Genomic DNA, 7,162 nt, shown 5'->3' with positions numbered 1-7,162 from the left:
CCCCCCCCCCCCCCCCCCCCCGCCCCCCCCCCCCCCCCCCCCCCCCCCCCCGCCCCCCCCCCCCCCCCCCCCCCCCCCGCCCGCCCCCCCCCCCCCCCCCCCCCGCCCCGCCGCCCCGGTCCGGGGCTAGGCCGCGCGGCCACCGAACAGACGGCGCCAGCCGCGCGGGCCCGGCGGCTCCGGGTCGCCGTCCGGCCCGGTCCCCGGTACGGCGGGCACGACGTCGATCCGCGCGGTGGCCTCGGGGCCCTCGGTCGCGTCGGTCCCGGCCGGCTCGGTCCCGGCCGGCTCGCCGGCGTCGTCGGCGCGGTCCAGCGAGCCCGGCCAGCCGAGCCCGCCGCCGGTGGTGGTGTCGCCCGGCCAGCCCAGGTCGCCCTCGGTCCCCTGAGCGGCGGCGCCCGGCGCGTGCCGGGTCGCCGGGGTGCCGGTGGCCAGCGCGGCCGCCACGATCGGGTCGGTGCCGACGCCGTCGGCGGCAGTGTGCCTACCCACGGCGTCCCCCCGCGCGTGCAGTCATGCGCCCATCGCAACACGCCGGGGCGGGAACGCGCGCCCGGACCCCCTCACGCGAGTGAGGGGCGGGACGGGTGGGGCAGACGGGGCGCAGGTCAGTTGACACCGCCGTAGCTGTGCAACCCGGACGACACCATGTTCACGTACAGCAGGTTGAAGACCATGACGCCCAGGCCGACCACGTTGACCCACGCCGCGGGCCGGCCGCGCCAGCCCGCCGTCGTCCGGGCGTGCAGGTAGGCGGCGTAGACGACCCAGGCGATGAAGGCCCAGGTCTCCTTGGGGTCCCAGCCCCAGAACCGGCCCCAGGCGCTCTCGGCCCAGATGGCGCCGGCGATGACCGCGAAGGTCCAGATCGGGAAACCGAACACGGCGGTGCGGTGCGCGACCCGGTCCAGCGTGGCGGCCGAGGGCATGCGCGCGACCAGCCGCGACGACGACGGGTCGCCGCCGCGGGCCTCGAACCGGCCGCGGACCAGGTACAGCACGCTGGCGATTCCGCTGACGAAGAAGACGCCGAAGCCGAGGATCGCCGTCGTCACGTGCACGGCCAGCCAGCTCGACCGCAGCGCCGCCACCAGCGGGGCGCTCTCGACGTAGAGGAACAGCCCGATCGCGACCAGGCTGACCACGACGGGGGCGAGGACGAACAGCCCCAGGTGCCGCAGGCCCGGCGAGCGGACGGCGAGGACGAGGAAGGCCACGACGGCGACCAGCACGACCGCGACGGCGAACTCGTACATGTTGCCCCAGGGCAGCCGCTCGACGGCCAGGCCGCGGGCGACCAGCACCCCGGCGTGGGTGAGCGCCCCGAGGGCGGTGAGCAGCATCGCCACCAGGCCCCAGCGGCGCACCGCCGGCGGGTCGTCCGTGCCGGCCGGGGCCGCCCCGGAGGCCACCGGCTCGTCGACCGGGGCACCGGCGCCGACCAGCGCCCGGGCGCGGGCGGGCCGGCGGCCGAAGGCCAGCTGGGCGGCGAAGGCGATGACGGCGAGCGAGTACAGGCCGACGCTGACGGAGAACAGGGTGTCCGACAGGCCGGACAGCTGGTCGGCGGTCACGCGGGTGTGCCTCCGGTCTCGGGTGCGCCCCCGGACGGGGCGCGGGTCGGGGCGCGGGCGACGAGGGCCGCCCGCAGGTCGTCGGTCAACGCCGTGAAGCGCGGTGCGCTGTCGCCGCTGCCTCGAGTCAGTCCACCGACCTCGAGCACGGTACCGCCGTCGGCGGAGGGCCCGGTGGCGCGGGCGAAGACCCGCTCCCGGCGCAGCAGCAGCATCCCGAGCAGGCCGGCGAGCACCGCGATCGCCGCGGCGAGCACCCACACCTGCCCCGGGTCGTGCGAGAACTGCAGGGCGGCGAACTCCTTGTAGCCGGTGAAGGTCACCGTCGTCCCGTCGGGCAGCGTCAGCGACTCCCCGACCGACAGGTTGCCGCGGCCCACCTCGGTGAGCCGGCCGCGCTCGATCTGGGAGGCGTCGAGCGAGTAGACCGACTGCGGCAGGCCGGAGTCCAGGCCGAGGTAGCCCTCGTAGGCCACGACCGCGACCTGCGGCGCCAGCGGGCGCGGGTCGATCGAGGTGAGGACCCCGCCCTGCGTCAGGCCGGTCGGCGCGAAGAAGCCCTCGAGCGCGAACTGGTCCTCGGTGCCGGCGCCCAGGTCGGGCAGCTTGAGCGCGCCCTGGCTGCCCATCATCCGCTGGTCGCTGGGGAGGAACGGCGCCGAGACGTCGTCGATGCTGAACCCGTCGGGCCGGGTCACGGTGAACGTCGGGCTGAACCCGTGGCCGGTGACGTAGACCCGGTCGCCGTCGACCCGCAGGGGGTCGTTGACGCCGATCGTCGTCGGCCGGCCCTCCTCGCCGGGGGCGCCGTAGGTGATGTCGGCGGTGAACGAGGAGGCGGTCAGGTCCTGCTCGTAGGTGGCGCGGAAGTCGTCGAGCCCGACGCAGATGGGCGTCAGGTCGCTGCCCTCCACCAGCGCGCCGGAGGAGTGGGTGTCGTACTGCTGGAACGAGTTGCAGAACCGCTGGCCCTCGGTGACCAGGATGCTGCCCTCGTAGCCCCACAGCTTGCCGCCGGCCAGCGCCAGCAGCAGGCCGACCAGGGCCAGGTGGAAGACCAGGTTGCCGGTCTCCTTGAGCAGGCCCTTCTCCGCCGACAGCTCCTCGACCCCGTCCCGCTCGCGGCGCACCACGCGGTAGCGGCGGACCCGCAGCTCCTCCTCGACGACGTCGAGGGCGCCGGCCGCCGGCAGCGCCGTGGGCAGCGCCGCGGCGTCGGGGAGCCGGGACAGCCGGCGGGGCGCGGGCGGCGGCGGGGTGCGCAGCGCGCGGGCGTGCTCGAGCGCGCGGGGCAGCACGCAGCCGATGAGCGAGACGAACAGCAGCAGGTAGACCGCGGCGAACCACGGCGAGCTGAAGACGTCGAACAGGTAGAGCCGGTCGAGCAGCGGCGCGAGCGTCGGGTGGTCGGCGAAGTACTGCGCGACGTTGCTCTGCGACAGCGAGCGCTGCGGCAGCAGCGAGCCGGGGATCGCGGCCAGCGCCAGCAGGAACAGCAGCACGATCGCCGTGCGCATGGCGGTGAGCCGGCGCCACTGGCGCAGCAGGAAGCCGCCGGCGCGGCGGAGCCCGGAGGCCGGGGCCGGCGGCGGGGGCGCGGCGGCCGGGCGGGGCGGGGCGGTCGTCGTCACAGCGGCGCCGACTCCCCCAGCCCGGTGACGGCCAGCCAGGACCGCAGCCAGCCCATCATCTCGGTCCACGCGCCGGTGACCAGGAGCAGGCCGACGAGCACCAGCACCGCGCCGCCGAAGCGGGTGACCCCGCGGGCGTGCCGGCGCAGGAACGTCGTGGCCCCGACCGCCCAGCGCGCACCCAGCGCGACCAGCACGAACGGCACGCCCAGGCCCAGGCAGTAGGCGACCGACAGCAGGGCGCCGCGGCCGGCGGTGGCCTCGGTGTAGGCCAGCGAGTAGACCGCCGACAGCGTCGGGCCCAGGCACGGCGTCCAGCCCAGCCCGAAGACGACGCCGAGCAGCGGGGCTCCGGCCAGCCCGGCCGCGGGCCGCACCGACAGCCGGGCGGTGCGCTGCAGGAACGGCAGCCAGCCGAGGAAGCCCAGGCCGACCAGGACGACGACCGCGCCCATCACCCGGGTGATGACGTCGTCGTACTGGACCAGCAGCCGGCCCAGCCCGCCGAACGCGGCGCCGGCGGCGACGAACACGACGGTGAAGCCGAGGACGAACAGCAGCGCGCCGAGCACCATCCGCCCGCGCGGCGTGCGCTCGTCGGTGCGGACGGCGGTGGCGGTGGCGGTGGCCCGCTGCCCGGCGGGGGCCGGCGCGGGGGCCGGGCGGGCGCCGGTGCCGACCAGCCCGGTGACGTAGGACAGGTAGCCCGGCACCAGCGGCAGCACGCAGGGCGAGGCGAAGCTGACCAGCCCGGCCAGCGCGGCGACGGCGGCGGCCACCAGCAGCGGGCCGTCGGTCACGAGCTCACGCACGCCGTCCACTCAGCTCTCCTCCCCGAGCAGCCGGTCGAGGACGGCGCGCAGGTCCTCCTGCGCCACCTCGCCCGTGTACACGGCGGCGACCCGGCCGTCCCGGTCCAGCACGATCGTGGACGGGATCGCGTTCGCCGGGTAGTCCCGGAAGGCCAGCGCGACCTCGCCGGCCGGGTCGTACAGCGAGGGGAACTCGATGCCCTGGCTGTCGACGAAGGCCTGCGCGAACTGCTCGTCGGCCTCCTTGACGTTGAGGCCCAGGAAGGCCACGCCCCGGTCGCGGACGTCGGCGTAGACCTCCTGGAACGCCGGGGTCTCCACCCGGCAGGGCGCGCACCAGGAGCCCCAGAAGTTGAGGACGGCGACCTGCCCGGCCAGCTCGTCGGAGGTCCAGTCGCCGCCGCCGACCAGGGTGCCGCCGAACGCGGGCGCGGAGTCCCGCTCGCCCTCGGGGATCACCTCGCCGGCCGGGGTGGCCGCGACGAAGCGGAACTCGCCGCCGTTGCTGACGTCGACGGCGTCGGAGCCCGTCGAGCAGCCGGCCAGCAGGGCGGCCGACGCCAGCAGGGCGGTCAGGGCGCGCCTCATGCCCCGGGCACCGCGTCGGGGTCGGTGGCCCCGGCCGGCTCGGCGTAGGTGATGCCGGCGACCCGGTCGCCCTCGTAGGTCACCGACGTGACGCTGGCCAGCCCGCACTGCCGCCGGCGCGGGTCGTGCACGTACCGCTTCCCCTCCAGGTGCAGCCGCAGCGTCCAGATGGGCAGCTGGTGGCTGACGCAGACGGCGGCGCCGCCGCGCGCGGCGTCGCGGGCGGCCTCGACGGCGAGCAGCATCCGCGCGGCGATCTCCACGTAGGGCTCGCCCCACGAGGGCCGCACCGGGTTGCGCAGCTTCCACCAGTCCCGCGGCCGGCGCACCAGCCCCTGGCCGCCGGCGACCGGCATCCCCTCGAAGGCGTTGCCGGCCTCGATCAGCCGCTCGTCGACGGCGACCGGCAGGTCCAGCGCCTCGGCGACCGGCTCGGCGGTCTGCCGCGCCCGCTCCAGCGGGCTGGACACCAGGTGCGTGACGCCGCGCCCGACGAGCCACTCGGCGGCGCGGCGGGCCATCGCCTCGCCGGCCTCCGACAGCCGGTAGCCGGGCAGCCGGCCGTAGAGCACCTTCCCGGGGTTGTGGACCTCCCCGTGCCGGAGCAGGTGGACGACGGTCGTCTCCATCAGGGCTGCAGCTCCTGGGCGTCCTTCGCGTCCGCGTCGGACGGGGCGTCGGCGGGGTCGGCGGCCGCGGCGGCGCGGGCGGCGGCGGGCAGCGCGTCCAGCACCCGCTCCACGGCCTCGTCGTCGAGCGCGGCGCTGACGAACCAGGCCTCGAACGCCGACGGCGGCAGGTACACGCCGCGGGCGAGCATCTCGTGGAAGAAGGCGCGGTGGGCGGCGGTGTCCTGGGTGCGGGCGTCGTCGTAGTCGCGCACCCGGCGCTCGTCGGGCACGAAGAAGACCGAGAACATCGACCCGGCCTGCTGCACCCGGTGCGGGACGCCGGCGGCGAACAGGGCCGCGCTGGCCGCGCCGCGCAGGGTGACCGCGACCCGGTCGCAGCGGGCGTAGATGTCGTCGGTGCAGTGCCGCAGCGTGGTGAGCCCGGCGGCGACGGCGACCGGGTTCCCCGACAGCGTGCCCGCCTGGTACACCGGCCCGGTCGGGGCCAGCTGCTCCATGAGGTCGGCGCGCCCGCCGAAGGCCGCGGCCGGCAGCCCGCCTCCCATGACCTTGCCGAAGGTGAACAGGTCGGCGTCGACGGGGTCGAGGCCGTACCAGCCCGAGCGGGACACCCGGAAGCCGGTCATCACCTCGTCGAGCAGCAGCAGCGCGCCGTGCTCGGCGGTGATCCGGCGCAGCTGCGCGTTGAAGCCGTCCAGCGGCGGGACGACGCCCATGTTGCCCGGCGCCGCCTCGGAGACCACGACGGCGATGTCGGACCCGCGCTCGGCGAACACGGCCTCGACGGCGGTGACGTCGTTGTAGGGCAGCACGATCGTGTCGGCGGCCGCGCCGGTGGTGACGCCGGGGGTGTCGGGCAGGCCGAGGGTGGCGACGCCGGACCCGGCCGAGGCCAGCAGCGCGTCGACGTGGCCGTGGTAGTTGCCGGCGAACTTGACCACCAGCGGGCGGCCGGTGGCGCCGCGGGCCAGGCGCAGCGCGGACAGCACCGCCTCGGTGCCGGAGTTGACCAGCCGCACCCGCTCGACCGGGCGCACGCGGGCGATGATCTCCTCGGCGAGCTCGAGCTCGCCCTCGGTCGGCGCGCCGAAGGACAGCCCGCGGCGGGCGGCGGCGGTCACCGCCTCGACGACGGCCGGGTGCGCGTGGCCGAGGATCATCGGCCCCCACGACGCGACGAGGTCGACGTAGCGGCGGCCGTCGGCGTCGGTGAGCCAGGGGCCCTGGGCCTGCGCGATGAACCGCGGGGTGCCGCCGACGGCGCGGAAGGCGCGCACCGGCGAGTTCACCCCGCCCGGGGTCACGCGCTGCCCGCGGGCGAACAGGTCGGCGGAGACCGGTGCGCCGTAGTCGTACCGGGTCGTGTCCAGCGAGGTCACGGCCCCAGTGTCCCCCCGCCGCCCGGACGCCCGTCGGGGGTGTCGGTGCCCGCGTCCTGTGACGTCCGGCTCCTCGGCAGGGTGCTCCCCGGGACCGCGGCCAGCAGCGCGCCGGCGAGCGCGGCGGGGTCGCGGGTGGGCACGAGCACGGTCCGCCCGTCGGTCAGCCGCAGCGGCAGCCCGGTGCGCCCGCGGGGCACCGACCAGCCGCCGCCCAGGACGGGGGCGCCGGCGTCCACGCCCGCCGTCCCCTCGCGCACCGCCCGCAGGTGGGCGGCGTCGACGTCGGCCAGGGGCACCCGCTCGCGGCCCACCGACAGCGCGCCGTCGGGACCGCCGCCGGCGACCCGCACCGTCCACACCCGCCGGGCCGCCGCGCAGCCGAAGGCCACGACGCCGAGCACCGCGACGACGGCGAGCACCCACAGCAGCGGCGGCACGTCCGGGCCGGGCAGCACCAGGTCCAGGACGGCGAGGAGCCCGAGGACCCCGGCGACCAGCCAGAACGGCCGCCAGGAGCCCCCGGGCTCGACGTAGCTCATCGGC

General features: G+C 77.0%; 8 protein-coding genes. All 8 read right to left on the bottom strand.

The window, feature by feature from the left end:
* Positions 1–126: 126 nt before the first annotated feature.
* Positions 127–492 (bottom strand): hypothetical protein, encoded by a 366-nt coding sequence (locus ACI79B_RS08660; RefSeq protein WP_456926543.1) that lies wholly within the window; start codon positions 490–492, stop codon positions 127–129.
* Positions 493–608: 116 nt separating this feature from the next.
* Positions 609–1,574 carry a c-type cytochrome biogenesis protein CcsB gene (gene ccsB / locus ACI79B_RS08655; RefSeq protein ID WP_456926541.1) on the bottom strand — a complete coding sequence of 322 codons (966 nt, stop codon included), beginning with the start codon at positions 1,572–1,574 and terminating at the stop codon, positions 609–611.
* Positions 1,571–3,205, bottom strand: a complete 1,635-nt coding sequence (resB, locus tag ACI79B_RS08650; RefSeq protein ID WP_456926540.1) for a cytochrome c biogenesis protein ResB — start codon at positions 3,203–3,205, stop codon at positions 1,571–1,573. Before resB ends, ccsB begins: the two co-directional genes overlap by 4 nt.
* The gene (locus ACI79B_RS08645; protein ID WP_456926539.1) at positions 3,202–4,026 is read right to left on the bottom strand and encodes a cytochrome c biogenesis CcdA family protein; all 825 of its coding nucleotides are present in this window, start codon (positions 4,024–4,026) and stop codon (positions 3,202–3,204) included. Before ACI79B_RS08645 ends, resB begins: the two co-directional genes overlap by 4 nt.
* Positions 4,027–4,605, bottom strand: a complete 579-nt coding sequence (locus ACI79B_RS08640) for a TlpA family protein disulfide reductase (RefSeq protein ID WP_456926538.1) — start codon at positions 4,603–4,605, stop codon at positions 4,027–4,029.
* Positions 4,602–5,234, bottom strand: coding sequence for a histidine phosphatase family protein (locus ACI79B_RS08635; RefSeq protein ID WP_456926537.1), 633 nt, complete (start codon positions 5,232–5,234; stop codon positions 4,602–4,604). Before ACI79B_RS08635 ends, ACI79B_RS08640 begins: the two co-directional genes overlap by 4 nt.
* Entirely contained in the window at positions 5,234–6,616 is a 1,383-nt protein-coding gene (gene hemL, locus ACI79B_RS08630) for a glutamate-1-semialdehyde 2,1-aminomutase (RefSeq protein WP_456926536.1), read from the bottom strand. The genes ACI79B_RS08635 and hemL overlap by 1 nt, the downstream gene beginning before the upstream one ends.
* Positions 6,613–7,158, bottom strand: a complete 546-nt coding sequence (locus ACI79B_RS08625; RefSeq protein WP_456926534.1) for a hypothetical protein — start codon at positions 7,156–7,158, stop codon at positions 6,613–6,615. Before ACI79B_RS08625 ends, hemL begins: the two co-directional genes overlap by 4 nt.
* Positions 7,159–7,162 lie beyond the last annotated feature (4 nt).

Source organism: Geodermatophilus sp. SYSU D00879 (genome assembly GCF_054050375.1).
The sequence above is the reverse complement of the archived record's forward strand: the minus strand, read 5'-3'. Positions and strand labels throughout refer to the sequence as shown.

Bases quoted from the DNA above. Each gene is read 5' to 3' on its own strand.
- ACI79B_RS08640 (WP_456926538.1), bottom strand. From the start codon at position 4,605: ATGAGGCGCGCCCTGACCGCCCTGCTGGCGTCGGCCGCCCTGCTGGCC.
- ACI79B_RS08635 (WP_456926537.1), bottom strand. From the start codon at position 5,234: ATGGAGACGACCGTCGTCCACCTGCTCCGGCACGGGGAGGTCCACAAC.
- ACI79B_RS08625 (WP_456926534.1), bottom strand. From the start codon at position 7,158: ATGAGCTACGTCGAGCCCGGGGGCTCCTGGCGGCCGTTCTGGCTGGTC.